Raw genomic sequence first — 25876 nt, 5'->3', positions numbered from 1 at the left:
AAAGCGTCTTTAAGGGAAAAAGACGCCAACTGTTAGGATGCCGCCAACTATTTCTCAGCAAATCTGAAAATCCGGACTCACACCCAATGCAATTGAGTGCTCTGCTTCTCCTGGCGTTTTTCTTTTTCCTGATGTGGCCGCTGGCGCGCTGGCACCGAAGCCGCACTAGCCTGGCGCCGGCAGTTTTCGCCGGTCTGCTGCTGGGGGTGCTGTTTGGCGGCCTGATGCACCTGGCGAAAGGTTGGGGCGTGAATCTGCCTTTTGTACTGGACTGGGTCAGTCTGGTGGGGGAGGGCTACGTCAACCTCTTGCATCTGCTGGTGATGCCACTGGTTCTTGTGTGCATTCTCTCCGCGGTGGTCAAGGTCAGTCATACCAGTGACCTCGGCAAGATCAGCGTATCCGTGCTGGCGGTATTACTCGGCACCACCGCCATTGCCGCGCTGATCGGTGTCGTGGTCGCTCATCTGTTCGGACTTACCGCCGAGGGGCTGGTGGAGGGGGCGCGGGAGGCCGCGCGGGTCGAGGTGCTGAACGAGCGCATCGGTCGCGTGAGTGATCTCAGCATTCCGGAAATTCTCACCTCGTTTATTCCGCGTAACATCTTTGCCGATCTCGCCGGCCAGCGGGATACCTCGGTGATTGCGGTGGTGGTTTTCGCTGTGTTACTGGGGTTGGCCGCGCTTGCAGTGCGCCGGGACAGCCCCGAGCAGGGCGCCATCATCGAGCAGTTCGTGTCCGTGGCGCAGGCCTGGATCATGAAGCTGGTGCGGCTGGTTATGGCGTTCACCCCCTACGGGGTCATGGCGCTGGTAACGGCACTGGTGGCCAAGTCCAGTTGGGCGGACATCTTCAATCTGTTCAGTTTTGTTGTGGCGTCGTTTGTCGCCATTGCCTTGATGTTCGCGGTGCACGCACTGCTGCTGCTGGTGAACGGGATAAGCCCGCTACATTACTTCGCCAAGGTATGGCCGGTGCTGGTGTTTGCCTTCAGCTCCCGCTCCAGCGCGGCCACCATTCCACTGAATGTGGAAACCCAGATCGATGAGCTGAAAAATTCCCCGGCCATTGCCAATTTCTCCGCTTCCTTCGGGGCTACCATCGGCCAGAACGGCTGTGCCGGTATCTACCCGGCGATGCTCTCGGTCATGGTGGCGGTACCCATGGGCATCAACGTGTTCGACCCGGTGTGGCTCGCCTCCCTGGTGGCGGTGATCGTGATCAGCTCCTTTGGTATCGCCGGGGTCGGTGGCGGTGCCACCTTTGCCGCGCTGGTGGTATTGCCCACCATGGGGCTGCCGGTGCAGATCGCGGCACTGCTGATTTCCGTCGAACCGCTGATCGATATGGCGCGCACGGCACTGAACGTGAATGGTGCCATGACCGCGGGTACCCTGACTCAGCGCTGGCTGGGGAATGGAGACGACCCGGAGGCCGCGCACGGCACCGCCGGCTGATTTTTTTATTTTTTTGTATCCACATGTCAACCGATTCCCGGGGCCGCACGTTCTGATTGGTGAACATTGACGTTTTCCCCAATCAGATCGTTTCACGACAAGATGGAGCAAAAAATGAAAGTGAATAAAAAACAGACTGTACTGCTGGCCGCGCTGTTGTCTTTCGCCGCCGCCGGCTGGGCCGAAGACGGTGAAAAACTGTCTGAGCACCTGGACAACAAAGGCGACCGTATCGAAAACCGCCTCGACCGTCGCGGTGACATTGCGGAAAATCACCTGGATCGCAAGGGCGACCGCATTGACAATCGTCTGGACAACAAGGGCGACCGTATCGACAACCGTCTCGATCGCGCCTCCGATCACGCGGCGGCCAACGGCAACGACAAGTTGTCGACCCACCTCGACAAGAAAGGCGACCGTATCGACCGCCGCCTGGATAACAAGGGGGACCGCATCGACAATCGTCTGGACCGCAAAGGGACACGCATAGACCGTCGCCTCGATCGCAAGGGCGAGGGTGTCGATCGTCGGATGGACCGCCGCAGCGAGCGCGTGCGCAAGTAACCCCTGGCGGTGGAATGAGAGCGTGACTCCTGTTTCCTTGCGGAACAGGGGTACACCCATTAGAAGAACCCTCGGACAAAGGGCGCGCAACAGCGGCATTCATGGATTCAATGGACCAGTTTCTGGCTTCGGTGGAAAAACGGGCATTTTCCATGGCGATGATGGGGGTCGGTCACCGCGACGACGCACTGGATATCGTGCAGGACGCCATGTTCGCGCTGGTGCGCCGCTACCACCACAAGGCGCGCGAGCAGTGGCGACCGTTGTTTTTCACCATCCTCAATAACCGCATTACCGACTGGCACCGCCGCCGTAAAACCATCTCCCGCTGGCAGCTGCTGCGCGAGCGGGTCGCCGCGGACGACGGCGAAGAAGACGAGTTCGAACCCGCTGATTTCCCCGACCTGTACGGCGCGCGTCCGGAGCAGGATGTGTTTTCCGAACGCACCCTCGCCGCGATCGAGCAGGCGGTATCCGCTTTGCCTCTGCGCCAGCAACAGGCGTTTCTGTTGCGCTGTGTGGAAGGCTTCGACATCGCTGAAACCGCCGCGGCCATGGCCTGCAGTGGCGGCAGTGTAAAAACCCACCTTTCCCGGGCCCTGCAGGCCCTGCGCCCACTGCTGGAGGATGTCCGATGAGCGCGAATAAAAATTCCGAGCGCGCGCGTCGCAACGCGCTCGCTGCCGGCGCCGCTCGTGAGGCACTGGCGCGACGGGAGCGAAACCTCGATGGTGAAACGCTCTCCCGCCTGCGCCGAGCCCGCAGCCGTGCGCTGGACCAGCGTCAACGTTTAGCCGGGCTGTGGCTGCCATTGGGCGGTGTGTGTGCTGCCGCCCTGGCGCTGGCGTTGTGGCTGCCGGGGCGGGGTGGCTCGGATGTCGCCGCGGTAGAGAGCACCCTGTTGGCAGACGTCTGGCTGCTGGATGAGGAGGCCGAGCTGGAAATGATCGAGGATGTGGAGTTTTACCAGTGGCTGGCCGAGGAGGCACTGGATGACCGCGCATCCTGATGCAACGCGGCGGGGCCGCCTGTTCGCGCTGAGTGTCGGACTTTTGTGGCTGGTATCCCCCGTGTTTGCCGATGAGGCCCTGGAGGAGGACTTCCTGCTGCTTCTGTCGGAGTGGGCCGACGACGCGGGGGAATTCGTGGCGCCGACGGAACTGGAACAGATACTGGAAAGTGGTGAACCGATGAGCGGCGCCGCGGCGGCAATGGCGCCGGGTGAGTTGCCGCGCGGGGCAGAAGGGGGTTCGGATGAACAAGACAAACCGTAAAACAAACCTGGGAAATGGATATCCGGGCGGCCGGCCACTGTTTTCCGGTTTGCTGTTGCTACTGGCTCTGGGCCTGAGTCCCATGACCATCGCCCAGCCACCGGAATGGCAGGCACTCAGCGAGAGTGAGCGGCAACTGTTGCAGCGTTTCGAATCCCGCTGGGATCAGCTCACCCCGGAGCAGCGCACACGTCTCCAGCAGGGCGCACATCGCTGGGCGCAGATGTCCGATGCTGAGCGCCAGCAGGCGCGCAGGGAATTTCGCAAATGGCGCGACCTCACGCCGGAGCAACGCGCCAGGCTGCGCGAAACCTACACCCGCTTCAGAGCCCTGCCGCCGGAGCAGCGTCAGAAAATCCGTGAAGCCCGTCAGCGTTTCCGTCAGTTGACGCCGGAGCAGCAGCAGCGGCTGCGCGAGCGCTGGCGCAACCTTACACCGGAGCAGCGGGAGCGCTTTAAAGAGCGCCTGCGCCGGCGTCAGTCAGCGGACCAGTGATCGAGCCGCAACCGCTGATTACCCCTGACAAGCGCGAAAAGTTCCCCGGAGTTCAGGAAAGATTCAGCCAGGTCCACGTAAAGTGCTCCCATCGGCCTGATCAGGTCGGAAAAAGGTGACCGTCCCGCCGGGCATATCGGCGGGGCAGGGCAAAGCAATCACCGCAAACCGGGTCTCAGGGAGCACTGAACATGTTGAATCTTCACAAACTCTGCAAGCAACTGGCCTTTGCCGGGCTGACCGCCACCCTGGTCGGGGTCAGTGCCCATGTAGCCGCTGGCGATAGCGGCTACTATCCCGACGACGGCTACGACTACGCCGCTGTCACCGCCGTGATTCCTGTCTACAACGATATTCAGGTGGTGGAGCCCCGTACCCAGTGCTGGGATCAGACGGTCACCTATCAGCAACCTTCTCCAGCGGGCGCCATCATCGGCGGCCTGATCGGCGCTGCCGTCGGGCGCGATGCCGCGCGTGGCTATCGCCATGGCTGGGGCCGCCACAGCCACTACCATCGCGGTAACAAAGGCGCCGGCATGGTAGCCGGCGCCGCCGTCGGCGCAGTGATCGGTAACGCCATCAGCAGCCACAATGCACCGGTGCAGTACGGCACCCAGCAGCGCTGCCAGGTGGTGGAGCAGGTCAACACCCGCCGCGAGCTGGTAGGGTACGACGTCAACTACCAGTACAACGGCCAGACATATCTGATTCGCACGAACCAGCATCCTGGGGATAGAATCCGGGTTCGCGTAGATGTGACGCCGGTATTGTGATGATTGCTGACCGGTGTTTACGGATCACTGCTTTCAGAACAACAGGAGCTGCATTGTGAAACTTCCCGCGACCCCCAGAGCCCCCCGGGTAAAGGCGGCGATGCTACTGGTGACTGGCCTACTGGCGGCACTACTGGCCGCGCCGCTGTACGCAGGGCCATCCGGTGGTGGTTTGCCGGTTGGAGGACACCACGGGGAGCGGAATCCCTTGCCGCGAGTGCAGATCGAACGCCACGGGGGCAAGCTGCAGCCGCTGGCCAGCATCCGCATGCAGAACAAAGGCATCTCCCGCGACCAGGCCGCATCCCTGGTAAAGCGCCGCTACGGCGGCAAGATACTGGCCATCAGTGAAGTGCAGCGCAATGGTCGCGCCATGTACCGGGTCAAGGGACTTTCCGACAAAAGCCAGGTCTATGTGGTGTTCGTGGACAAAGAGACCGGGCAGATCTCCGGCTGACCCCGTCCGCACGGACATTCCGCATCAATGCAATTGAGGATTTTTTATGCGCGCACTGCTGGTGGAAGATGAGTACGCCCTGCGGGAACAGTTGGCCGCATCCCTGCGCAAGGCCGGTTACACCGTCGATGAGGCACCGGACGGTGAAGAGGCCCTGTACCTGGGGCGGGAATACCCCTACGACGTAGCGGTGATGGACCTCGGGTTACCGAAAATGGACGGCATTGCCGTGATCGAAACCCTGCGTAAGGAGTCCCGCCACTTCCCCATCCTGATCCTCACTGCGCGCGGCCACTGGCAGGAGCGCGTGCGCGGTCTGGAGGCGGGCGGCGACGACTATCTCACCAAACCCTTTCACACCGAGGAGCTGCTGGCGCGACTGAATGCGCTGGTGCGCCGCTCCGCGGGATTCTCCTCCCCCACGATCAACGCTGGTCCCATCGAACTGGACACCAGTGCGCAGCGGGTGAAGGTCTCCGGCAGCGAGCTGGAACTCACGTCGTTCGAGTACAAGGTATTGGAATACCTGATGTTGCACCCGGACGAAGTGGTGTCGAAAACCACCCTCACCGAGCACATCTACGAGCAGGACTGCGACCGTGACAGCAATGTCATCGAGGTGTTTATCGGTCGTCTGCGCAAGAAACTGGATGCCGCCGGTGGGGTGAAGCCCATTGAGACTCTGCGCGGGCGCGGTTACCGTTTTTCCGCCGTGAGCTGATTCGTTGCTGACCCGCTGGCTGCACTCTCTTTCGGGCCGTCTGTCGCTGATGGCCACGCTGGTACTGCTGGTGTTTCTGGCGGTGCTCTCCGGTGTGCTGGAGCGGGCGTACCGCACCTCCCTGGATGAGGCCAAGGTGCGTGAACTGCAGGCTTACATTTATACCCTGCTGGTGGTAGCGGAGCCGGATGGCGACAGCCTGCACCTGCCGTTCAACCTGCCCGAGCAGCGCTTCAATCAGCCGGATTCCGGCCTGATCGGTGCGGTCATGGATGCCCGTGGCCGTGTGATCTGGCGCTCCCAGTCCGCGCTCAGCCTGCCCAATTTTTCCACCATGTCGCTGCCACTGCCGCTTCGTCAGGGGCAGCAGGCGTTCGCCGAGATCCAGTTGCCGGGGCTCGATACCCGCTTCAGCAGTTTCCGCCAGGGCATTGCCTGGGGGCTCGACAGCGAACTGCAGTTCACCTTCGTCATTCTGGAAAATGCGGGACCGCTGCACGCCCAGGTCCAGCAGTTCAGCGATACCCTGTGGCGCTGGCTCGGCATCGGCGCACTGGCATTGATCGCGGTACAGCTGCTGGTGTTGCGCTGGGGACTTGCACCGCTGCGCCGGGTGACGCGGGCGCTGAAGGAGATGCAGCAGGGGGGCAGTGACACATTGCAGGGCAGCTTCCCACGGGAACTGGTACCCCTCACCGACAACCTGAACCTGTTGATCGAAAACGAGCGCCGCCAGCGGGAGAAGACCCGGCACACCCTCGGCGATCTCGCCCACAGCCTGAAAACCCCGCTGGCCGTGTTGAAAGGCATGGACCTGTCATCCGACCCGCGGTCTGCCCAGGCGGCGCTGGCGGAACAGGTGCAACGTATGGACAGCATCATCAGCTACCAGCTGAAGCGCGCAGTGGCGAGCTCCCCCAAATCCATCCTGCGCGGTGTGGCGGTGCAACCACTGGTGGAGAAAATTCTGACCGCGCTCGATAAGGTCTACCGCGAGAAACATGTGGACGCAGAACTGCTGTGCGATGAATCGGTGCTGTTCTACGGTGACGAGGGTGACCTGATGGAGATGCTCGGCAACCTGCTGGACAATGGTTACAAGTACGGTGGCGGAAAACTGCTGGCAAAAATCGCCAATACCGCGGATGGACGCGGGCTGGAGATTGTGGTGGCCGACAACGGCCCCGGACTCACGGAAACCCAGTGGCAACAGGTGGTCCAGCGCGGCGTGCGCGCGGATCAGCAACAGCAGGGACAGGGTATCGGGCTTGCGGTGGTGGTGGATATTGTGGAGAGTTACCACGGCGAGATCGTCATTGTGCCCATGTCCGAGCGCGGCGAGGCGGATCTCGGGGGCCTTACCCTGCGGGTTACGCTGTAGAAAAACAAAACCAACAATAAACAAAAGGGATGTTTTATGTTTTCTCTATCCATCAGGAAATTCTCCAGCGTCGCACTGTTTGCGGCCCTCGCAACTGGCGTCGCTGCACCCAGCACGGCCGCGGATAATAATTCCCCCTGGCCCGGTGGTGCGGAAGTGGCGGTGGTGCTCACCTACGACGACGCACTGGATTCCCACCTCGACATCGCCATCCCGCAACTGGACGAACACAAACTCCCCGGCACCTTTTACCTCAGCGGCGCGCGCCCCTCCATCCGTATGCGTCTGCACGAATGGCGCCGTGCCGCCGAACGCGGGCACGAATTGGGCAACCACATGCTCTACCACCCGTGCCGCAAATCCCTTTCCAACCGCAGCTGGGTAAAGTCCTGGCAGGATCTGGATAACTACACCTTGGAGCAGTTCGTCGACGAAGTGCAGGCCACCAACAGCATGCTCGAAGCCATCGACGGCAAAAAGCAGCGCACCTTTGCCTATCCCTGTGGCGACATGACTGCCGGTGGCGAGGATGTGATTCCCGAACTGAAAAAACTCGTGCCCGCCGCACGGCTGTTCTCCGCTGACGGTCAGCACCAGCTCAGCGACGGCGACTTTTACCGCATAGCATCGTTCGACGGCGCGGATAAAAGTGCGGAGGAACTGATTGCCGTAGTGGAAGCCGCACGGGAAAACCACAGCCTGGTAGGCTTTATGTTCCACGGCGTGGGCGGCGACTACATCACCGTATCCTCCGAGGCCCATAAAGCACTGGTCGACTACCTGGCGGCGCACCCGGAGCGCTACTGGGTGGCCACCATGGAAGAGGCGGTTGCGCACCTGAAACGGGAGCAGGCGCGGCAGGCTCTGTAACCTTGCACGGCAATGCTTCTCACGCGGTAGGCTTCTGCGCTTTCGGCAGGTCGCAACCGGCCATCGCCGCACCGCGTTGAGCGGGATTTACTTCCGCTGGGGCGGTACAATCCGCCTTTTTCCCACCCCATGGAGTGCCCTGTGAATTTCCGATCCAAACTTGCGCGGATTGCGGCTCCGCTACTGTTCAGCCCGCTGACTGCGATGGCGAGTGTTTCGCCGGAAGCGCAGAATACCGCGGACTATGCGGTGGACCAGTACGAGGCGGCGATGACCGATACCCTCGCCGAGCTGGTGAAGTTCAAGACCGTAGCGCGGGAAGACCTGCCGCTGGAGAAAAACCCCGAGTTCACCGGCTTCAAGCGCGCCCTGTGTGGCAAGGCCCAGGGGTTGGGGCTTGAGTGCGAGGACCACGGCTACGTGGTGATCGTGGCGCTGGGCCAGGGCGAGGAAAAAATCGGTATTGTCACCCACGGCGATGTGCAGCCGGCCAACCCGGCCAAGTGGAAGAAAAGCCCGTTTGAGCTGGATCGCACCAGCGAGCCGGGCAAGCTGATCGCCCGCGGCAGCGAGGACGACAAGGGGCCGATCGCCACTGCGCTTTATGCGATGAAAGCGATCAAAGACAAGGGTGTGCCGATGCAGCGGCGCGTGGAACTGATCGTCTACCTAGGCGAGGAGTCCGACTGGGGCCCGTTGGAGGCCTTTCTGAAAGATTACGACATGCCTGCCTACAACATCACCATCGATGCGAATTACCCGGTGGTGACTGCGGAGAAGGGCTGGAGTGAAGTGCGCGCGACCTTTGCCGATGTGCCGGTGGCGGACAGCAACAAGCCCTACCTGAGCGACTTCCACGGTGGCTATTTCCGCAGCCAGGTTCCGGACGAGGCCCATGCCCGCATCGTCAACCCGACCGCTGAACTGGAAAGCAGCATCCGCGCGCGTGCCGCCAGGCATCCACAGGTGAAATTCGAGTTCACACAAAAGGACGATGTGCTGGAAATCACCGCGCGCGGAGTGGCCACCCACAGTTCCGAGCCGGAACACGGCGTCAATGCCATTGCCTTCCTGGCGGATGCACTGGGTAACCGCGATTGGCCGGCGAATGCCGCCGGTGCCATGGTGCGCTATATCAACGATCTGATCGGTACCGGTATCGTCGCCGAGCAGTTCGGCGATATTGCCTACCGCGATGACTTTATGGGGCCGATGACCGGCGCTCTGACGATGGTGAAGGCCGATGACAAAGGGCTCACCAGTTACCTGAACCTGCGCCGCCCCACCGGTAAAACCGCCGAGCTGCTGGACAAGCAGATCCACGGTGCTATCGACCGCTGGCAGAAACAGACCGGTATCCAGATGGCGGACGTCGGCGTGCATCTCGGTGAACCCTACCGCGCGGATAACGCGCCGCAGGTGGAACCGCTGCTGCAGGTGTTCCGGCATTTCACCGGTATCAAAGATGCGGGCCCGGTATCGATTGGTGGTTCCACCAATGCCAAGCTGCTGCCGAATGCGGTGAGCTTCGGGCCGTCCATGCCCGGCAAGGCCTACACCGGCCACTCGGAACACGAGTTCATTACCGTAGACCAGTTGCGCCTGAATCTGAAAATGTACACAGCGATGATGATTGAGATCGCGAATCTGTAGGCGTTCGCCAGGGCGCTTGCCTGATAACACTTGTCAGATAAAAAAGGGACTGAATTCAGTCCCTTTTTTAATGGCTGCGGTTGTCTGGGGGCGGCTCAGAACCAGTCGCGCTGCATATCAAACGGTACACGGTTGCCGACTTCCAGCAGGGCCAGCTGCGGTTTGATTTCCGGCAGTTCCCATTCGATATAAAAGCGCGCGGCCTGCAGTTTGCCGCGATAGAAATTCTCTTCTTCCTCGCTGATCGGGCTGTCGGCTCCGAGCCTCTGCGATGCGATCAGTGCCTGGCGCAGCCAGATCCAGCTCACCACCACGCGGCCGAAAACATCGAGATAAAGTGCGGCATTGGCGAGGCCGAGGTCTGCATCGGCGGCCATCTGTCCCAGCAGGTTTTCCGTGGTGCCGTGAAGGTGGTCGAGGGCGTCGCTGACACATTGTGCGAGGGGGTGCAGCTGGGCATCCTCGCTACAGGCAGCGATGGTCTTGCCGATTTCCCCTGCGAGAATTTTGTAACCGGTGAGTCCCTTTGCCGGTACCTTGCGCCCCAACAGGTCTATGGCCTGAATACCCTCGGTGCCCTCGTGAATCGGGTTCAGGCGGTTGTCGCGGTAGAGCTGTTCCAGCGGATATTCGCGGATATAGCCGGAGCCGCCAAGCACCTGGATCGCGAGGTCGTTGGCTTTCAAGCAATACTTGGACGGCCAGGATTTGACGATGGGGGTAAGCAGGTCCAGCAGTTCCGTGGCCTGCTGCCGTTCATTTTCGGTCTCCGCACTGTGGACGTCCTCGAACAGGGAGGAGGCGTAGAGACAGAGTGCGAGGCCGCCCTCCACGTAGCTTTTCTGCATCAGTAACATGCGGCGTACGTCCGCGTGCTGGATGATCGGTACCTGTTTGGACTGCGGATCACGATTGGAGGGCAGGCGACCCTGGGGGCGCTCTTTCGCGTACTGCAGTGCGTGCTGGTAGCCGCGGTAGCCGAGCACCGCGGCACCGGTGCCGACGCCGATACGGGCTTCGTTCATCAGCTGGAACATGTAGCTGAGGCCCTTGTGCGGTTCGCCCACGAGATAGCCTATGGCACCGCCGCTTTCGCCGAAGCTCAGTACCGTGGAGGTGGTATTGCGATAACCCATCTTGTGCAGTAATCCGGCCAGCTGCACATCGTTGCGGGTGGGCCCGCTGCCATCGTCCGCGGGAATGAATTTCGGCACCAGGAACAGGGAAATTCCCTTTACTCCGGGAGGTGCATCCTTGATGCGCGCCAGCACCATATGCACGATGTTTTCGGTGATGGACTGGTCGCCGCCGGAAATAAACATTTTCTGCCCGCGCAGGCGGTAGCTGCCGTCTTCCGCCGGGGTGGCGGTAGTGCGGATGTCCGCGAGCGCGGAACCCTGGTCCGGTTCCGTCAGTGCCATGGTGCCGGCGTAGCGGCCGTCCATCATCGGCGGCAGGTAGGTTTGTCTGAGCTCGTCACTGGCGAAGCTGCGCACCAGATTGGCTGCGCCCAGGGTGAGGAACGGGTAGGCGGCAGTACCCACGTTGGCGGCGTTGATATAGGCCATGGCGCTGCGGAGGATGATTTCCGGCAGCTGCATACCGCCTTCGTCGAAATCGTAGTGAGCGGCGAGAAATCCCGCCTCGGCAAACGCGTTCCACGCCTCGCGGGTTTCGTCGATCAGGGTGACTTTTTCGCCATCGAAGCTGGGCTCACAGGCATCGCCCTTGGTGTAGTGCGTTGCGAAGTACTTTTCCGCGATGGCTTTGGCGGTATCGAGGGTCGCATTGAACACTTCGCGGGAATGCTCGGCGTAGCGGGGACGTTGCAGCAGGGACTCGGTATCGAGAAATTCGTACAGCAGGAATTCGATATCCCGGTCGTTCAGATACTGCTCGCTCATAACCACTCCGCTTTTTGTCTTATAGGTACCGGGTCAGGGTAGGGAGTGAGGAGCGTGCGGGCAATGACATTCCAGGTAATGGCCACTGATCTTTCTGAAATCGGTGGCCACCTGAACCGGGGGTATGCGAATGAGCGCTTGTATCAGGTGCTCTCGCCGCCCTTGATACCGCCGATATCCTCTTCGATATCCTTTGCCGGCTCCGCAGGACGCGGTGCCAGGGTGTTGGTCTTTCGCACACCGGCGCGGCCGGGTACGACATCGGCCCACAGGCGCGAGGAGAGTTGCTGCTGGCTCTCGCTGCGGCCATCGGCAATCCACTGCACGAGAGTGGTCGCCACATCCGGCCAGTCAATGTGCACACCGCGGGGCTGCTCCTGCAGCCAGCGGCCGACGGTGATCGCATCTATCTGTTTCACCACCTTCGCCAGTTGCAGTTCCTGCAGGGCCATGGCGTTGGCCTCCTGCTCGAACTGTCCCTTGAGCGGGCGCGAAAGGATGGGTTTGCCGAGGGTGAGCGTCTCTGCAATCAATTCAAAGCCCGAGTTGCAGATCACCGCGCGGGAGGTGGCCACGTCGTTGCGGAAGCCTTCCACGGAAGGTGCCTTCAGTTCGATGTTGTCCGCCACCGGCAGATCGGTGGGCAAACCGTACACGATGAAAGAATGAGGCAGTTGCGCCAGTTGGTGCAGCAGTGGTTCCGCGTGCTCGAACGGCAGATACACCAGTACGTGGTCCCGCTGGGCCGCGTCGGTGTGCCCGTGCGGTTGGGCGATCGGTGGCAGGATGGGATGGCCGAAGTGATGCCAGTGCATGCCGAGACTCACCTGGACCGGAGCGAACAGTTTCATGATCGCACGGGCGGTCCATCCAAAGCGCGGGGTGGGGATGGCGAAGTTGAACGCATACTGATGGCCGAGGCCCAGGCTCGGATGTTTGCGTTTTCTTGCCGCCCAGGCGGTGACCGGCTCGAAGTCGCTGATGACCAGGTCGAAGTCCTGTACCGGCAGTTCGCGGATGTCTTTCAGCAGGCGGCTGACATTCAGCTGTTTGGCGGTGGCGATCTGGTCGATCTTCCCTTCCCTGTGTACAAAGGTCAGCCCCTCGCGCCACCAGTAATCGCCGAACGCCTCCATGGCGAACAGTTTCTCCGGCGGGCGGCCGCTGAACAGCCACTGGACTTCCAGCTCGGGAAACTTCTGGAAGGCTTCCGCCATGGCGCGCGCGCGGGTGATATGGCCGTTGCCGGTGCCCTGAACGCCGTAGAGTATTTTCAAGATGCTTCTCCGATTGAGCAGAGGGTAGGGAATCCGGGGTGAGCGGTTACAGCAGTGTGCCGCTGACCGCGAACCCGACACAGGTGCCGAGCAGCGCACCGGCGCACACGTCCGTGGGGTAGTGCACGCCCAGTCCCACCCGGGAGGTGCCAACGCCCGCGGCCCAGAAGTAACCGAGCGCCCACAGCGGGTTCAGGCACTGGCTGAGCATGGTCACAAACAGGAAGGCGCCGGAGGTGTGCCCCGAAGGCAGGCTGAATCGGTCGTTGGCGACGATGATGGAGCGCAGCCCCGGGATGGCTTCCGGCGGGCGATTGCGCTTGGTGGTGTTCTTGATGGTCCAGTAGAGCGAGCGCTCAATGGCGAAGGCCGCGCCGCAGGTGTAGAGGAACTGCAGGGCCATCAGCGTGTCGATCAGTAGAATGGCCAGTGGCGAGAGCAGATACAACCAGCCATCGGCAGACCGGGACAGCAGCAGGTAGTTCCTGCGTGATGCCGGTCGTGTCGCCCGCTGCGCCATGCGCAGAACCAGGGAGACATCGACCGTTTTCAGTGTGATAGGTAGGCTTCGCATGCTCTAAAAGTACGAAGCCAATGTTGCGCGGACTTGACCGAAATATGTCAGATCCGTGAAATCTGCGCGATGTGGCGGGTATTGATTCGGGTGTCTCGGAGGGGCTTGTAGGAGCCTGCCTCGCAGTCGAAGGTTCAGGCTCCTGCAGGGAGTAGATCAGTCGATCCCGATCTTGATTACGCCGGAGCCGGGCAGCTTTTCCACCAGCTGGTGACCGCAGAGTTTCGAGGGAGTGAAATAGCCACCTTTGCCCTCGTAACCGAGCAGGTGCTCCATTACCGCCAGCGAGCCGTACACGGTCACGTCGTAGCCATTGGCGGTGACTACGCGACCCACCCGGCGTTCGCCGCGGCGGTCATTGCGCACCTCACCCCATACCCAGGTCTTTTGCTCCGCGCGCTGGTTCTCGGTCGGCCCCCGCACACTCTTATCGACTTTGCTCTTCAGCCACTTCTGCACCCAGTTCATGCGCAGCAGCCAGCGGAATTTATTGAGGCCCCGCATCTTCTTCGCGCGCCGCGGACTCATGGGGATGTACACCTCGATATTCGGGATCTCGGTGGAGTAATAAGCGGTGGCAATGTCGCCCCATGGAATGGCGACGGCGAATTTCTCGCCGCGGCCAAAGTTGATCTTGCGGGTCAGTTCGCCGTGGGGGATCACCTCTATCTTGCCGTTGCGGCGCACCGCGCCGCCTACGCCCATACTCTCGATGGAGGTCTTGGCGGTGCCCGGGCTGAGGCCGGAATCCGAGTCGAACCCCAGGGTCAGGTGGGTGGCACTGGTCATGGCCTTGTGCAGTGCCATGGCCAGGCAGTCGGTAGGAATCACGTCAAATCCGGTGCCGGGACACAGCACCACGCCCGCCGCTTTGGCTTCCGCGTGCAGCGCGTGGGCCTGCTGGTACACCGCCATCTCGCCGGTAATGTCCTGGTAGTGGGTGCCGCTTTTGATACAGGCGCGCATCATCGGTTCGGCGGTTGCGGAGAAGGGGCCGGCGCAGTGGATGACAACCGCGATGTCTTGCAGGGTACGTGCCAGCACGTCTTCATCGTCGAGGCTGACGGCGATGGCCGGGAGTCCCAGCTCGTTGGCCAGCGGCTGCAGTTTCGCTGCACTGCGGCCGGACAGAATGGGCCTCAGGCCCCTGGCGACTGCTTTGCGGGCGATCAGCTCGCCGGTGTAGCCGTACGCACCGTAGATCAGGATCTGCTTGTTGTTCACCTGTTGTCCTTATTGTGTGGTCGCAGGGACCGTATTTGTTCTTGGGGCGAGGGTGTCAGTCCAGGGGCTGTTCCAGTGCGAAGCGGGGGATGGTCTCCCCATCTTTTTCGACCGTCTCCACAAACATCGCCAGCGGGCGGGCCCACACGCCGAAGTCATCATACAGAGCACGGTAGATCGCCAATTGTTCCCCGGTTTCACTGTGAGTGGCGATTTCCATCAAGTGGTAGAGATTGCCCTTGTAGTGCCGGTAGATGCCTTTTTGCACAGGAGTCTGCATGGGAGTCCTTGAAAGGAAGGTCAGGCGAGGTGGAAGGGCGAAAGCTGGATCTGGCTGACCCGCTGCCCGTGCAACACTGCGATACCGCTGTAGCGGCGCTCGCCTGTGGAGGTGAATTCGAATTCGTACTGGCGCAGCAGCCGCACCTGACCGCTTTTATCGCGCTTGAGGCGCGTGCGCACCAGCATGACCGTGTCGTCCAGCAGTTGAATTCCGGAATCGGTGCAGTGCGCCTTGACGATACGGCGCACCCGGTCTTTGGCCGCCATGCCGGACCAGAAATACCAGCCCGCCAGGGCCAGCAGAAACAGCCAGAGCAGGTCGCCGAGTGAGTAGTACATAACGGTTCAGATGGGTTGTATTTGAGCGGGCAAGAATACCACCGGGGCGAAGATTTTGCCCTGCACGATTCGCAATACCGGCCTTTGATGCGGGGTGTGGCGGGCCGGTTACGGCAGCTGTAGCAGGCCCAGGTGCTGTGCAATCTGACTGAGGCTCATCAGTATGCACATGGTGATTACCAGCGGGCGTATCAGGCGGGTGCCGCCGGCCAGCATGGTGTGGCTGCCGATGATGGCACCGATCATCTGCCCTGCCATCATGGTTGCGCCAATCGTCCAGATCACCTTGCCGCCGGCGGCGAACAGCGCAACGGAAACCACATTGGTGGTGAGATTGAACAGCTTGGCACGGATGGTGGCGGTAAGGAGCGTCTGGCCGCGAAAGGCGACGCCGGCGGCGGCGAAGAAGGTACCGGTACCAGGCCCGAAGGCGCCATCGTAGAAACCCACGGCGGGCACGCAGGTGAGTGCCCACTGCCGCTCACTCTGGCGGGCCTGGCGCTCACTGTTGCCGAGGTTTGGTGTCAGCCACACGTACAGTGCAACGCACAGCAGCAAAACGGGGATTACCCAGCTGAGCCAGCTGGTGTCAATGCGCTGGATCAGCCAGGTGCCCAGAGCGGCGCCGAGCGCTGCGGTGGCAACGGGCAATATCAGTTTGCGTTCGCGCAGATGCCCTTTGGCGAACAGGGTTGTGGTGGCGGTCAGCGTGCCGATCACCGCCTGACTTTTGTTGGTGGCAAGCGCGGTAACCGGCGGCACACCGGCCAGCAGCAGTGCTGGCAGTGTCAGCAGTCCGCCACCTCCGGCCAGGGTGTCCACCCAGCCCGCGAACATGGCAACAGCAAACAATACCAGTAGCAGGGTGAGGGTCAGTTCCATGGGATTCCTGAAATCGCGGGGTGGGAGCGGTCGTGAAGGCGGGCATTGTATCAGCAGATTTGACCGGATTGCTCTGGTTGAATTTATGCGCCGGGGCCGCCCTCTTTTTTCCGGATCTGTGTCAGAATTCGGCAAATTTTTTTCACACGCTCGTTAGCGCAATCAAACAAGGACAAGGTCATGCTCGCCACTACACTGTCATCATTGAATGGTATTCCACCCTTTTTGGCCTATTTCGCGGTGGCGATTGTTCTGGTGTTGATATTTGTGCGCATTTACACCTGGATGACACCGCACGCGGAGATGACGCTGATCCGTGCCAACAACTCCGCGGCGGCGCTGGCATTTGGTGGGGCGATCATCGGTTTTGCACTACCGCTTTCCAGTGCGATTACCAACTCCCTGTCGCTGCTGGATTGCGCTGTGTGGGGCGCGGTGGCACTGATTGTCCAGGTGCTCACCTTTGCGGTGCTGCGCATGGTGTTGAAGCAATTGTCCGAGCGTATCGATCAGGGTGAGATGGCCTCCGGAATTTTTGCCGCGACGGTGGCAATCGCCGTTGGCCTGATCAATGCCGCGTGCATGAGCTATTAACGGATACAGGACGCAAATTATGAAACGCAGTAAAAAAGCCGCACTGGTGTTGACCGTTCCTGTCGCAACCCTGCTGATCGCCGGCTGTGAAAAAGAAGTGCAGGGCATGGTGTACAGCAGTCCGGAGGAATGCAGTGCCGGAGGGTGGAACACCGAACAGTGCGAGGCCGAATACGCCAAGGCCAAGGCGCTGCATCCGCAGGTCGCGCCCAAATACGTGAGCAAGGAAGAGTGCGAAGCGGACTTTGGCGATGGCAAGTGTGAGACCGCACCCCAGCAGACCGCGTCCGGGCACAGTTTCTTTATGCCGATGATGATGGGCTATCTCGCCGGTCAGATGATGAATCGCGGTGCCAATTTCCAGCCGGGCGCAGCCACTTCAGGTACCAATACCGCCGCTGCGGGCAACAAGAGTGCCGCCGGTGCCGGTGTGCCCACGCAACCGCTATACAAGTCCCGCGATGATCGCGGCACTTACCGTACCGCCCACAATACCCCGGTGGCAAAAGGTGCCGGCCCCGTCTCCCTGAGGCCTTCGCAGGTGCAGCCCCGGGTCGGGAGCTTGGTGCGTCGCGGGGGGTTCGGACAACAGGCGGCAACCCGCAGCAGCTACGGCGGTTAAAGTATGAAGCGAATCAGCGTCGCCGAACGCCCGAACTGGCGCACCTATGCCGAGGAGGTAGGGTTCAATTTCCACACCTTCGACGGCGAGCCCTACTGGGATGAAACCGCCTATTACCAGTTCAGCCTGCAGCAGGTGGAAGACGATCTGGAAGCGCCCACGGAAGAGCTGCACCAGATGGTGATGGATATGGTAGGAGATATCACCCGCAGCGAGGAAATGCTCACCCAACTCAATATCCCGCGGGATTACTGGAGCTATGTGTGGAACTCGTGGAATGGCGGTGAGCCGCATTTATATGGGCGCATGGATCTGGTCTACAGCGGCACCGGCCCCGCGAAACTGCTCGAACTCAACTACGACACGCCCACATCGCTGTTTGAAACCGGATTTTTCCAGTGGGTGTGGCTGGAGGAGCAGATCAGGAATGGGGTGTTGCCCGCGCGCGCGGACCAGTTCAATTCCCTGCAGGATAAGCTCGAGCAGGCGTTCATCGAGCTGGAGTTATCGACCCCGTTCTTTTTCACCAGTGTGCGCGACAATGCGGAGGACCGTGGCACCGTCAATTATCTGATGGATATCGCCACGCAATCCGGAAGGAACGTGCACTATATCGCGCTGGAAGATATCGGCGTACTCACCGATGCCAAGGGTGAAAATCCACAGTTTGTCGACCTGGATGACCATCCGATCAAGGGCCTGTTCAAACTCTACCCGTGGGAATTTATGGTGCGGGAAGATTTCGGCCGCGCCACGCTCGCCGCCAATACCCAGATGGTCGAGCCCGCATGGAAAATGCTGCTGTCCAACAAGGGCATTCTGCCACTGCTGTGGTCGCGTTATCCCGATCACCCCAACTTGCTGCCGGCATTTTTTGAAACCGCCAGCAGCGAGCCAATGGCCGCGGGCTGGGTGCGCAAGCCGTTGTTCTCCCGCGAGGGCGCAAATGTGGATCTGATCACCGGTGGTGGTGAAGAAATATCGGCGGCAGGCCCGTACGCTGACGGGCGTTATATCCGGCAGGCCTTTCAGGCGCTGCCAAAATTCCGCGACGAACACCGTAACGCGGATACCTATGCTATGGTCGGCAGTTGGGTCGTGGGCGACCGCGCGGCGGGAATCTGTATTCGTGAAGATGCAACCCTGATTACCAGGGATTCCTCCCGGTTCCTGCCGCATATCATTCTGGATTGATTGATTGATTGATGGCCGGGCCGGCACAGGATGCCGTCCGTTCGCGATCGGGCCTACACCGGTTCCGGGGTAGGCAGCTCGATCTTTCCCGCAACCAAGGCTTCTTTGCGGGCCTTGGACCACTTCTTGATCTGCAGCTCCAGCTTTAACGCTTCCGACTTGTCCGCCACCGCCCGCTGAAATTCCAGTGTCAGCGGGCCGCGCCCGCGCAGCGCTTTCGCCCCTTTGGGGCTGCCGCTGTGCTCGTCAAAGCGACGCGCCACGTCACGGGTAATTCCCGTATACAGGCTGCCGGAGCGGGTGCGGATCATATAGACAAACCAGTCGGACACGGTGGATCACTTTTCGCTGAAACCAGGTGAGGTGGCATTGTAACAGCCCGGGCGTTAGGTCGTGTCTTTTTGGATTTACATATACGGATATCCATATATAATGCCTCGTGATCCAACCGTGGAAAGGGAGGCACAGTGATAACCCCGGTGCAATTGTTCAAATGCCTGGCGGACGAGACCCGTCTGCGGCTGGTGTTGTTGATGTTTTCGGAAGGCGAGCTCTGCGTGTGTGAGTTGATGGCGGCACTCGAAGAATCCCAGCCGAAAATCTCCCGTCACCTGGCGCAGCTCCGCAATTGTGGGCTGCTGCAGGATACCCGCCGGGGGCAGTGGGTCTACTACGCCATTCACCCTTCGCTGCCGGAGTGGGCGAGGGCGGTGTGTGACTCCGTGTTGACCGACGAACCTGAGTGGCTGGCGGTTCTGCAAAACAATCTCAAGGCGATGGTCGATCGTCCCATCTGTTGCTGACATTTTTCCCGAGTCCGAAAACATGAAGATTCTGTATATCTGCACCCACAATCGCTGCCGCAGCATCCTCAGCGAAGCAATCACCAATCATCTAGGGCTGGGCCGTGTTCAGGCGTTCAGTGCCGGCAGCCAGCCGAGCGGTGCCGTGCATCCGCTTTCGATCCGCTACCTGAAAGAAAAGGGCATCAGTACCGACGGGCTGCAGAGCAAGTCGTGGGATGCGTTTGAAAGCGATCAGCCGGACATCGTCGTTACCGTGTGTGACAGTGCCGCCAGTGAGAGTTGTCCGGTGTGGTTTGGCGATACGGTAAAGGTGCACTGGGGTTTGCCGGATCCGTCGAAGCTGGATGGCAGTGAAGCGGAGATTCGCGAGGCGTTTTACGTGGTGATGGCAACCATCGAACGGCGCGTACAGAGATTGCTGTCTCTGCAGGAACAAAACCTGTCTCGTGACGCACTGCAGCAGGCGCTAATTCACATCGCAGAGGTGCAGTAACCGTGGGCCTGTTTGAGCGGTATCTTTCCGTCTGGGTGGCGCTGTGCATCGTTGCGGGTGTACTGCTAGGTACCCTGTTTCCCGGGCTGTTTCACTGGTTCGCTGCTATGGAAGTGGCGCATGTCAATATTCCGGTAGCCATTTTCATCTGGCTGATGATCTACCCGATGATGGTACAGGTGGACTTCGGTTCCATCCGCGATATCGGAAAAAAGCCGAAAGGTCTGTTTCTTACGCTGGTGATGAACTGGCTGATCAAACCCTTCACCATGGCTGCGCTCGGCTGGTTGTTTTTCCGGGTGATTTTCGCAGATCTGGTGGACCCGCAGACGGCGACGGAATATATCGCCGGCATGATTCTCCTTGGCGTCGCGCCCTGTACCGCGATGGTGTTTGTGTGGAGCCAGCTGACCCGCGGCGATGCCAATTACACGCTGGTGCAGGTGTCGGTTAACGACGTCATCATGATTTTTGCCTTTGCGCCGCTGGCGGCGTTTCTGCTGGGCGTGAGCAATGTGACGGTGCCCTGGGATACGTTGCTGCTGTCGGTGCTCCTGTATGTGGTGATTCCTCTGGTTGCCGGAATCCTGACCCGTCGAGCACTGGACTCACGTTCGGATCACTCGCGGCTGAACCATTTTCTGCAATCCGTAAAGCCGATTTCCATCGCCGGCCTTTTGGCGACGGTGGTACTGCTGTTCGGCTTCCAGGCTGAAACCATTCTTGCCAAACCGCTGGCCATCGCGCTGATCGCGATTCCGCTGCTGATTCAGACCTACGGTATTTTTGCGATTTCCTACGGTGCGGCCCGTGCGATGAAGCTGCCGCACAACATCGCGGCGCCGGGCTGCATGATTGCCACCTCCAATTTTTTTGAACTGGCGGTTGCCGTAGCGATTTCCCTGTTTGGCCTCAACTCCGGCGCCGCGCTGGCCACCGTGGTCGGTGTGTTGGTGGAGGTGCCGGTGATGCTGAGCCTGGTGGCATTCGCCAACAGAACCCGCCACTACTTTGAGGAGTAAGTTGTGTCCTTGAACGATATGCCGAACATAGATGCCGAGTGCCTGACAGCCATTGACGAGGAAAAACTCTTTGCGCCGGAGCGGAGCGCTGCGCCTGTGAAAATCCTGTTGCTTTATGGCTCGCTGCGCCCGCGGTCTTTCAGCCGTCTGGCCACCGAGGAGGCTGCGCGCATTCTGGAATACTTTGGTGCGGAAACCCGCACCTTCAATCCCTCCGGGTTACCACTGCCGGACGATGCGGCGGAGGATCATCCCAAGGTAAAGGAACTGCGTGAACTGGCGCAGTGGTGCAATGGCATGGTGTGGTGCAGCCCCGAGCGTCACGGAGCCATGACCGGCATTATGAAGGCGCAGATCGACTGGATACCGCTGGCCATGCAAGGTATCCGCCCGACCCAGGGCAAGACCCTTGCGGTGATGCAGGTCAGTGGTGGTTCGCAGTCCTTCAACGCGGTCAATCAGATGCGCGTGCTGGGCCGCTGGATGCGTATGTTTACCATCCCGAACCAGTCCTCGATACCCAAGGCCTGGCTGGAGTTTGACGACAACGACCGGATGAAACCGTCGTCCCTGTACGACCGGGTGGTAGATGTCATGGAGGAGCTGGTGAAATTCACTCTGTTGTTGCGGGATCGCGCCGACTATCTTGTGGACCGCTATTCCGAACGCAAGGAAAGTGCCGAGGAATTTCGCAAGCGGATAGACCAGCGCGCGATGTAATTGCTAAAACAGACTCTGCTGGTCCCCCGCTTGCGGTGGCAGGGTAAACCGGCTGCAGTCCAGCGCCAGCTTTTTCTCATTCAGCCCCAGCTTGCGGCAGTGCACCTTGAAGCGCTGTCGCAACAGCTGCGCAAATACACCGGTGCCGCGCTGGCGCTCGCCGAACGCACTCTGGTTGTCTTTCCCCCCACGGCTCTGTTGTACCAGCCTCATCACATGGGCCGCGCGCTCCGGGTAGTGTTCCGCCAGCCACTGGCGGAACAGCGGCGCTACCTCAAATGGCAGGCGTAAAAGAATATAAGCGGCCTGGATGGCGCCGGCCCGGTGGGCAGCGCTCAAAATATTCTCCAGCTCCGCGTCGTTGAGCGCGGGAATCATGGGGGCGGCCATCACCGCAGTGGGAATGCCTGCGCTGCTCAGGGTCTCGATAGTGCGCAAACGCGCGGCTGGCCCCGCCGTGCGCGGTTCCAGCTTCCGTTTCAGGTCGTTGTCGAGCGTGGTCACACTGATGGCCACATGCAGCAGATTGTCCTGGGCCATTTCTGCGAGTATCGGCAGGTCGCGCACAATCAGCTGACTCTTGGTGACGATGGTCAGCGGGTGGCGGTGTCGCTGCAGGGTTTCCAGAATCTGGCGGGTGATCTGTTTGTCTTTTTCCAGCGGCTGATAGGGATCGGTGTTGGTGCCCATGGCGATGGGGCTGCATTGGTAGTTTTTCTTGCGCAGTACCTGCTCCAGCAATTCCGCCGCGTTGGGTTTGTAAAACAAGCGTGTCTCGAAATCGAGTCCCGGGGACAGATCCATATAGGCGTGGGCGGGGCGCGCGTAGCAGTAGATACAGCCGTGTTCGCAACCCCGATAGGCGTTGATGGATTGGGTAAAGGGTATGTCCGGTGAGCCGTTGGTGGAGATGATGGATTTGGCCTTCTCTTCGATGGCTACGGTTTCAATCCGCTCCAACGGTTCCAGTTCCCGCTCCCATCCGTCGCTCTCCCGGCTGCTGATCTGATCCACGAAACGTCCGGCAAGATTGCTGATGGCGCCGCGGCCCTTGTGCAGGCGGGTGGGATTGTTGAAATCGTCGTTGGCCACGGGAAGCTCGCTGTATGGAAATTGCGAAGACTGTATGTTTATACAGTTTATTGCCGTGCGCGGGACTGTGCAAGCCATCCGCGCAGCGCATACAATGACCTGGCAGTTTCACGTTTTGCCATATCAACCATCAGAGCAGGGACTAGGAAATGGATCTTCAGGCTGTGGCCGCGATATACGGGTTTGCGGTCAAGGTGTTGCAGCTGTTTGCGATGCTGTTTGCCTTCGGGCTGGTGGTACTGGTGCTGTATGTCATCTACCTCTACCTGTCGGATGTGAGCCAGACCAAGCAGGCGATCCGGCGTAATTTTCCGGTACTGGGGCGCTTTCGCTATCAGTTCGAGCATCTGGGCGAGTTTTTCCGTCAGTATTTCTATGCCCTCGATCGCGAGGAAATGCCCTTTAACCGTGCCCAGCGCAACTGGGTTTACCGGGCGGCAAAGAATGTGGATTCCACCCTCGCGTTCGGTTCCACAAGGCCGCTGAACCAGCCAGGCGACATCGTATTTCTCAATCATCCATTTCCCACTCTCACCAAGGACGCGGTGCCGCCGCGGGAAGTCACCCTCGGAGAGGGGGTGGCCCGCAAGCCCTACACCACCCGTTCCATTTTCAACATCTCCGGCATGAGTTTCGGTGCGCTGTCGGTGCCGGCGGTGACGGCGCTGTCCAAAGGTGCCGCCAAGGCCGGTATCTGGCTCAATACCGGTGAGGGGGGGCTTTCTTCCCACCATCTCTCCGGTGGCTGCGATATCGTGTTTCAGGTCGGCACCGCCAAATATGGTGTGCGCGATGTGGAGGGCAATCTGTCGGACGACAAGCTGCGAGAGGTGGCGGCCCACGAACAGGTGAAAATGTTTGAGCTCAAACTTTCCCAGGGCGCCAAGCCGGGCAAGGGCGGGATACTGCCGGGGATAAAGGTCACACCGGAAATTGCCCACGTGCGCGGTATTCCCGTGGGGATGGATTCCATCAGCCCCAACGGGCATCCGGAAATCCGCGACGTGAACGGCTTGTTGGATATGATCGACCATATCCGCGAAGTCACCGGCAAGCCCGTCGGCTTCAAGTGCGTTATTGGCGTAAGCGATTGGCTGCACGACCTGTGCGAAGCGATTCAGCAGCGAGGCATTGAGTCTGCGCCGGACTTTATCAACATCGACAGCGCCGACGGTGGCAGTGGCGCCGCGCCCCAAAGCCTGATGGATTACATGGGCCTGCCGTTGAATCGCAGTCTGCCCCTGGTGGTGGATCTTCTCGAACAATACGGACTGCGCGAACGGGTAAAAATTATTTGTGCCGGCAAACTGCTCACCCCCTCCATGGTGGCCTGGGCACTCGCCATGGGGGCGGACTTCGTCAACTGCGGGCGCGGCTTCATGTTTGCCCTCGGCTGCATTCAGGCCATGCAGTGCAACAAGAATACCTGCCCCACCGGCGTCACCACCCACAACCCGGATCTGCAGCAGGGGTTGGACCCGATGGACAAGGCAGAGCGGGTATATCACTACGCGCGCAATATGGAATACGAGGTGGGTACCATCGCCCACTCCTGTGGCGTACCCGAGCCCAGATTACTGCGGCGCGCCCATGTGGAAATTATCAATGAGCGCGGCGTGCCGGTTCCGCTCAACGATCTGGTGCCGGAAGTAAAACCCAAATCCGTGATCGCCACCGATCGCGATAACCAGTGATTGGCGGGAGCAAGCTGTGGAAAGTGTCAGTACACTGGTCGGACAGGGGTTGTACATGGCCCTCGCTGCCGTTGCCGGCCTCGGCATTGCGCGATTGCTCAAGCGCGACGACACCCTCGGTTGCCTGATTGCCGGCGTACTCGCCGGCATACTGCTGCCGGTGTTTGATTACAACACCAACCTGCGCGCGGAAAATCTGCACCAGTTGGTGTTCTTCGTGATTTTACCGGTGCTGGTTTTCCAGTCCGCATGGAAGATCGACCCGGATATCCTGTTCCGCTGGCTCGGGCCCGCACTGTTACTGGCGACGGTAGGCGTATTGCTGTGTGTGCTGATGACCGCAGTACTGGTGTATTTTGGGGTGTACCAGCCGGGCGGCTTTCCCTGGCTTGCCGCGCTCCTCACCGGCGTCATTCTCGCTGCTACCGACCCGGCTTCCATCGTCGCTCGATTGCGGCTGACCGGTGCCAACGACGAATTGCTGACCGTGGTAGAAGGGGAGAGTCTGTTCAATGATGTGGTCGCAATCGTGCTGTTTTCCTTTGTGCTGGGTATTGCCACGAACAGTGCCATGGAGGGGGCCGTTGCCACGGGTGAGGCCATCAGTGGTGCGGGCAATTTTGCGTTGTATTTCTCGGTGGTTTTCTTTGGCGGTTTGGCGGTGGGTACGATCTGTGGCCTGCTGACCGCCATCACCATTCTGTTTCTCGGTTCCGCCGGCGCGGCTCTGGTGGTACTGGCGTTGGCGGCGTTCGGCAGTTTCTACCTGGCGGAACACGTGGTGGGTGTTTCCGGCATTCTTTCCGTCATGATCTGCGCCATCGTCGCCCGCGCCTGCCTGCGGGAGCAGGAGCAGACCTACCTCGCCCACGCGGCGCCGACCTGGGAGTGGTTGGGATTGCTGTTTCATGCGCTGATTTTCGTGATCATGGGGTTGGTCATCACCGTTGATATGTTCGCGCAGTATTGGCTGGCGATGATTGTCGCGATTGTGGCGGCGATCGGGGCGCGCGGTTTTGCGGTGTTTTTGGTCGCGCCGCTGGCACGTTATGTGGGCCCGCCGATTACCAAAGACTGGCGCCTGATTCTGAGCTGGGGTGGTTTGCGCGGTGCAATTGCTGTAGCACTGGTGCTTTCATTGCCGACAGATTTGCCGTACTCGCCTTTGGTGCAGGCAATGGTGTTCGGGGTGGTGTTGTTTTCGCTGCTGGTGCAGGGGACTACGAGTACGCGGTTGATTCGCAAGCTGGAATCATAGCGTTTTTGGCGATGTAGTAGATGGGGAAGGTTCGTGTGTGGCTGGTTGCTTCTTCTTTCGCCTTGCGGGAGTAGAAGAGGTGGGCCGCTATGGCCAATAGCAGTAGGGCGAAGAGGAGCACGCCGATTACTCTGAGCATTTTTTGCTCCTGTGGTTTTGGGGTGCTCTTTTCAGGTTCTGTGGTTTGGGTCGGGTGCTCTGTTTTTGTTCCTGTGGCGGCCGGGCGCTGGGTATCCGTTTTCAAAACCGCTGT

At 60.3% G+C, this 25876-nt stretch carries 30 protein-coding genes; 21 read left to right on the top strand and 9 right to left on the bottom strand.

Going from position 1 to position 25876, the window contains the following annotated elements; genetic code table 11:
- Positions 1-86: 86 nt before the first annotated feature.
- From C3938_RS01205 to C3938_RS01150, 12 genes are all read left to right on the top strand, one after another.
- Positions 87-1457, top strand: a complete 1371-nt coding sequence (locus C3938_RS01205) for an L-cystine transporter (RefSeq protein WP_105101458.1) — start codon at positions 87-89, stop codon at positions 1455-1457.
- 114 nt (positions 1458-1571) lie between these two features.
- Positions 1572-2021 (top strand): hypothetical protein, encoded by a 450-nt coding sequence (locus C3938_RS01200; RefSeq protein WP_105101457.1) that lies wholly within the window; start codon positions 1572-1574, stop codon positions 2019-2021.
- A 101-nt stretch (positions 2022-2122) separates the two neighbouring features.
- Positions 2123-2659 (top strand): RNA polymerase sigma factor, encoded by a 537-nt coding sequence (locus tag C3938_RS01195; protein WP_105101456.1) that lies wholly within the window; start codon positions 2123-2125, stop codon positions 2657-2659.
- Positions 2656-3030 carry a hypothetical protein gene (locus C3938_RS01190; protein ID WP_105101455.1) on the top strand — a complete coding sequence of 125 codons (375 nt, stop codon included), beginning with the start codon at positions 2656-2658 and terminating at the stop codon, positions 3028-3030. The genes C3938_RS01195 and C3938_RS01190 overlap by 4 nt, the downstream gene beginning before the upstream one ends.
- A complete protein-coding gene (locus C3938_RS01185) occupies positions 3014-3295 on the top strand; it encodes a hypothetical protein (RefSeq protein WP_105101454.1) in 282 nt (93 codons plus the stop codon). The genes C3938_RS01190 and C3938_RS01185 overlap by 17 nt, the downstream gene beginning before the upstream one ends.
- Entirely contained in the window at positions 3276-3791 is a 516-nt protein-coding gene (locus C3938_RS01180) for a DUF3106 domain-containing protein (RefSeq protein ID WP_105101453.1), read from the top strand. The genes C3938_RS01185 and C3938_RS01180 overlap by 20 nt, the downstream gene beginning before the upstream one ends.
- Before the next feature lie 191 nt (positions 3792-3982).
- Positions 3983-4564: a glycine zipper 2TM domain-containing protein gene (locus C3938_RS01175; RefSeq protein ID WP_105101452.1), complete on the top strand. Its 582-nt coding sequence runs from the start codon at positions 3983-3985 to the stop codon at positions 4562-4564.
- Positions 4565-4619: 55 nt separating this feature from the next.
- Positions 4620-5021: a PepSY domain-containing protein gene (locus tag C3938_RS01170; protein WP_158681512.1), complete on the top strand. Its 402-nt coding sequence runs from the start codon at positions 4620-4622 to the stop codon at positions 5019-5021.
- A 46-nt stretch (positions 5022-5067) separates the two neighbouring features.
- The gene (locus tag C3938_RS01165; RefSeq protein WP_105101450.1) at positions 5068-5742 is read left to right on the top strand and encodes a response regulator transcription factor; all 675 of its coding nucleotides are present in this window, start codon (positions 5068-5070) and stop codon (positions 5740-5742) included.
- A gap of 4 nt (positions 5743-5746) precedes the next feature.
- On the top strand, positions 5747-7123 hold the full coding sequence (locus C3938_RS01160; protein WP_233998576.1) for an ATP-binding protein: 1377 nt from the start codon (positions 5747-5749) through the stop codon (positions 7121-7123).
- 36 nt (positions 7124-7159) lie between these two features.
- On the top strand, positions 7160-7993 hold the full coding sequence (locus tag C3938_RS01155) for a polysaccharide deacetylase family protein (RefSeq protein ID WP_105101449.1): 834 nt from the start codon (positions 7160-7162) through the stop codon (positions 7991-7993).
- Between the two features lie 141 nt (positions 7994-8134).
- On the top strand, positions 8135-9646 hold the full coding sequence (locus C3938_RS01150; RefSeq protein WP_233998574.1) for a dipeptidase: 1512 nt from the start codon (positions 8135-8137) through the stop codon (positions 9644-9646).
- A gap of 95 nt (positions 9647-9741) precedes the next feature.
- On the opposite strand, the gene C3938_RS01145 is transcribed toward C3938_RS01150, so the two are convergent.
- From C3938_RS01145 to C3938_RS01115, 7 genes are all read right to left on the bottom strand, one after another.
- The gene (locus tag C3938_RS01145) at positions 9742-11550 is read right to left on the bottom strand and encodes an acyl-CoA dehydrogenase (protein WP_105101447.1); all 1809 of its coding nucleotides are present in this window, start codon (positions 11548-11550) and stop codon (positions 9742-9744) included.
- A 143-nt stretch (positions 11551-11693) separates the two neighbouring features.
- The gene (locus C3938_RS01140) at positions 11694-12827 is read right to left on the bottom strand and encodes an MJ1255/VC2487 family glycosyltransferase (protein ID WP_105101446.1); all 1134 of its coding nucleotides are present in this window, start codon (positions 12825-12827) and stop codon (positions 11694-11696) included.
- A 46-nt stretch (positions 12828-12873) separates the two neighbouring features.
- Positions 12874-13401 (bottom strand): phosphatase PAP2 family protein, encoded by a 528-nt coding sequence (locus tag C3938_RS01135; RefSeq protein WP_105101445.1) that lies wholly within the window; start codon positions 13399-13401, stop codon positions 12874-12876.
- Between the two features lie 156 nt (positions 13402-13557).
- The gene (locus C3938_RS01130; RefSeq protein ID WP_105101444.1) at positions 13558-14625 is read right to left on the bottom strand and encodes a saccharopine dehydrogenase family protein; all 1068 of its coding nucleotides are present in this window, start codon (positions 14623-14625) and stop codon (positions 13558-13560) included.
- Positions 14626-14680: 55 nt separating this feature from the next.
- Positions 14681-14905: a DUF1653 domain-containing protein gene (locus C3938_RS01125; RefSeq protein ID WP_105101443.1), complete on the bottom strand. Its 225-nt coding sequence runs from the start codon at positions 14903-14905 to the stop codon at positions 14681-14683.
- A 20-nt stretch (positions 14906-14925) separates the two neighbouring features.
- Complete coding sequence (locus C3938_RS01120) at positions 14926-15246, bottom strand: DUF3301 domain-containing protein (protein ID WP_105101442.1); 321 nt, start codon at positions 15244-15246, stop codon at positions 14926-14928.
- 108 nt (positions 15247-15354) lie between these two features.
- Positions 15355-16128, bottom strand: a complete 774-nt coding sequence (locus tag C3938_RS01115) for a TSUP family transporter (RefSeq protein ID WP_105101441.1) — start codon at positions 16126-16128, stop codon at positions 15355-15357.
- A gap of 180 nt (positions 16129-16308) precedes the next feature.
- On the opposite strand from C3938_RS01115, the gene C3938_RS01110 reads away from it, so the two are divergent.
- From C3938_RS01110 to C3938_RS01100, 3 genes are read left to right on the top strand one after another with little or no spacing between them, the layout of a single operon-like run.
- Complete coding sequence (locus tag C3938_RS01110; protein WP_105101440.1) at positions 16309-16722, top strand: DUF350 domain-containing protein; 414 nt, start codon at positions 16309-16311, stop codon at positions 16720-16722.
- A 19-nt stretch (positions 16723-16741) separates the two neighbouring features.
- A complete protein-coding gene (locus tag C3938_RS01105) occupies positions 16742-17344 on the top strand; it encodes a DUF1190 domain-containing protein (protein WP_105101439.1) in 603 nt (200 codons plus the stop codon).
- 3 nt (positions 17345-17347) lie between these two features.
- Positions 17348-18538, top strand: a complete 1191-nt coding sequence (locus C3938_RS01100; protein WP_105101438.1) for a glutathionylspermidine synthase family protein — start codon at positions 17348-17350, stop codon at positions 18536-18538.
- Between the two features lie 53 nt (positions 18539-18591).
- On the opposite strand, the gene C3938_RS01095 is transcribed toward C3938_RS01100, so the two are convergent.
- Positions 18592-18870 carry a GIY-YIG nuclease family protein gene (locus C3938_RS01095; protein WP_105101437.1) on the bottom strand — a complete coding sequence of 93 codons (279 nt, stop codon included), beginning with the start codon at positions 18868-18870 and terminating at the stop codon, positions 18592-18594.
- A gap of 138 nt (positions 18871-19008) precedes the next feature.
- On the opposite strand from C3938_RS01095, the gene C3938_RS01090 reads away from it, so the two are divergent.
- Genes C3938_RS01090 through arsH form a run of 4 tightly spaced genes read left to right on the top strand, consistent with a single transcriptional unit; the run spans position 19009 to position 21579 of the window.
- Positions 19009-19341, top strand: a complete 333-nt coding sequence (locus C3938_RS01090; protein WP_199775539.1) for a metalloregulator ArsR/SmtB family transcription factor — start codon at positions 19009-19011, stop codon at positions 19339-19341.
- Between the two features lie 22 nt (positions 19342-19363).
- A complete protein-coding gene (locus C3938_RS01085; RefSeq protein WP_105101435.1) occupies positions 19364-19837 on the top strand; it encodes an arsenate reductase ArsC in 474 nt (157 codons plus the stop codon).
- A 2-nt stretch (positions 19838-19839) separates the two neighbouring features.
- Entirely contained in the window at positions 19840-20859 is a 1020-nt protein-coding gene (arsB, locus tag C3938_RS01080) for an ACR3 family arsenite efflux transporter (protein WP_105101434.1), read from the top strand.
- A gap of 18 nt (positions 20860-20877) precedes the next feature.
- Entirely contained in the window at positions 20878-21579 is a 702-nt protein-coding gene (gene arsH, locus C3938_RS01075; RefSeq protein ID WP_158681650.1) for an arsenical resistance protein ArsH, read from the top strand.
- A gap of 3 nt (positions 21580-21582) precedes the next feature.
- On the opposite strand, the gene C3938_RS01070 is transcribed toward arsH, so the two are convergent.
- Positions 21583-22671 carry a PA0069 family radical SAM protein gene (locus C3938_RS01070; protein ID WP_105101432.1) on the bottom strand — a complete coding sequence of 363 codons (1089 nt, stop codon included), beginning with the start codon at positions 22669-22671 and terminating at the stop codon, positions 21583-21585.
- A 149-nt stretch (positions 22672-22820) separates the two neighbouring features.
- On the opposite strand from C3938_RS01070, the gene C3938_RS01065 reads away from it, so the two are divergent.
- Positions 22821-24365: an FMN-binding glutamate synthase family protein gene (locus C3938_RS01065; RefSeq protein ID WP_105101431.1), complete on the top strand. Its 1545-nt coding sequence runs from the start codon at positions 22821-22823 to the stop codon at positions 24363-24365.
- A gap of 16 nt (positions 24366-24381) precedes the next feature.
- Positions 24382-25623, top strand: coding sequence for a cation:proton antiporter (locus C3938_RS01060; protein WP_105101430.1), 1242 nt, complete (start codon positions 24382-24384; stop codon positions 25621-25623).
- Positions 25624-25876: the final 253 nt, after the last annotated feature.

The sequence above is a fragment of the Microbulbifer pacificus genome (genome assembly GCF_002959965.1).
Lineage (GTDB): Bacteria > Pseudomonadota > Gammaproteobacteria > Pseudomonadales > Cellvibrionaceae > Microbulbifer > Microbulbifer pacificus_A.
Note: the sequence above shows the minus strand (reverse complement) of the source record. Positions and strands in the feature narration are given on the sequence as shown.

What these genes read in the sequence shown, in the direction of transcription:
- C3938_RS01135 (WP_105101445.1), bottom strand. Translation starts at nt 13,401, where the DNA reads ATGCGAAGCCTACCTATCACACTGAAAACGGTCGATGTCTCCCTGGTT.
- C3938_RS01195 (WP_105101456.1), top strand. Translation starts at nt 2,123, where the DNA reads ATGGATTCAATGGACCAGTTTCTGGCTTCGGTGGAAAAACGGGCATTT.
- C3938_RS01165 (WP_105101450.1), top strand. Translation starts at nt 5,068, where the DNA reads ATGCGCGCACTGCTGGTGGAAGATGAGTACGCCCTGCGGGAACAGTTG.
- C3938_RS01105 (WP_105101439.1), top strand. Translation starts at nt 16,742, where the DNA reads ATGAAACGCAGTAAAAAAGCCGCACTGGTGTTGACCGTTCCTGTCGCA.
- C3938_RS01200 (WP_105101457.1), top strand. Translation starts at nt 1,572, where the DNA reads ATGAAAGTGAATAAAAAACAGACTGTACTGCTGGCCGCGCTGTTGTCT.
- C3938_RS01125 (WP_105101443.1), bottom strand. Translation starts at nt 14,905, where the DNA reads ATGCAGACTCCTGTGCAAAAAGGCATCTACCGGCACTACAAGGGCAAT.
- C3938_RS01085 (WP_105101435.1), top strand. Translation starts at nt 19,364, where the DNA reads ATGAAGATTCTGTATATCTGCACCCACAATCGCTGCCGCAGCATCCTC.
- C3938_RS01180 (WP_105101453.1), top strand. Translation starts at nt 3,276, where the DNA reads ATGAACAAGACAAACCGTAAAACAAACCTGGGAAATGGATATCCGGGC.
- C3938_RS01065 (WP_105101431.1), top strand. Translation starts at nt 22,821, where the DNA reads ATGGATCTTCAGGCTGTGGCCGCGATATACGGGTTTGCGGTCAAGGTG.
- arsH (WP_158681650.1), top strand. Translation starts at nt 20,878, where the DNA reads ATGCCGAACATAGATGCCGAGTGCCTGACAGCCATTGACGAGGAAAAA.
- C3938_RS01110 (WP_105101440.1), top strand. Translation starts at nt 16,309, where the DNA reads ATGCTCGCCACTACACTGTCATCATTGAATGGTATTCCACCCTTTTTG.
- C3938_RS01120 (WP_105101442.1), bottom strand. Translation starts at nt 15,246, where the DNA reads ATGTACTACTCACTCGGCGACCTGCTCTGGCTGTTTCTGCTGGCCCTG.
- C3938_RS01205 (WP_105101458.1), top strand. Translation starts at nt 87, where the DNA reads ATGCAATTGAGTGCTCTGCTTCTCCTGGCGTTTTTCTTTTTCCTGATG.
- C3938_RS01185 (WP_105101454.1), top strand. Translation starts at nt 3,014, where the DNA reads ATGACCGCGCATCCTGATGCAACGCGGCGGGGCCGCCTGTTCGCGCTG.
- C3938_RS01100 (WP_105101438.1), top strand. Translation starts at nt 17,348, where the DNA reads ATGAAGCGAATCAGCGTCGCCGAACGCCCGAACTGGCGCACCTATGCC.
- C3938_RS01155 (WP_105101449.1), top strand. Translation starts at nt 7,160, where the DNA reads ATGTTTTCTCTATCCATCAGGAAATTCTCCAGCGTCGCACTGTTTGCG.
- C3938_RS01190 (WP_105101455.1), top strand. Translation starts at nt 2,656, where the DNA reads ATGAGCGCGAATAAAAATTCCGAGCGCGCGCGTCGCAACGCGCTCGCT.
- C3938_RS01145 (WP_105101447.1), bottom strand. Translation starts at nt 11,550, where the DNA reads ATGAGCGAGCAGTATCTGAACGACCGGGATATCGAATTCCTGCTGTAC.
- C3938_RS01115 (WP_105101441.1), bottom strand. Translation starts at nt 16,128, where the DNA reads ATGGAACTGACCCTCACCCTGCTACTGGTATTGTTTGCTGTTGCCATG.
- C3938_RS01175 (WP_105101452.1), top strand. Translation starts at nt 3,983, where the DNA reads ATGTTGAATCTTCACAAACTCTGCAAGCAACTGGCCTTTGCCGGGCTG.